The organism is Seonamhaeicola marinus (genome assembly GCF_008085455.1).
In genome coordinates this window covers 1-397 of sequence record NZ_VSDQ01000582.1, presented here as the reverse complement: position 1 = coordinate 397, position 397 = coordinate 1, and the positions used below count along the sequence as shown (strand labels likewise).

The following is a 397-nucleotide window of genomic DNA, read 5'->3' as shown; positions in this document are numbered from 1 at the left end:
CATAAATATCATGCTGATAAAAAGCTCCTAAACCAATATTTTGACCAAATAAATTAAACTCTGTAAGTCCTATTCTAAAGGCAAATTCGCCATTATTTGTAGTATAAATACTGGGTGAAGGTATTAAAGTGAAACTTTCTTCAATATTAAAAACAACGTTATAATTACCTGTTTCAGTTTTAAAAACCTGATAATAAGCGTGTGATACTGAAGGTAATCGTTTTAAAAACTCCGTGTCTTGGTTTAGCTGTAAAGAATCTAACACGCCTCCTGCTTTAACCGTGCTTATCTTTTTAACAAAAGATGCTTTAAGCCTTTTATTACCTTGTACTTTTACGCTATTAACATACTCTTGCGCACCAATTTTAGCACATACAAACAATATACATAATACAAG

General features: G+C 31.0%; 1 protein-coding gene. It reads right to left on the bottom strand.

Going from position 1 to position 397, the window contains the following annotated elements; all coding sequences use genetic code 11:
* Window positions 1-397: POTRA domain-containing protein (locus FUA24_RS10620; RefSeq protein WP_317131949.1), on the bottom strand; the 397-nt coding region annotated here is incomplete at both ends.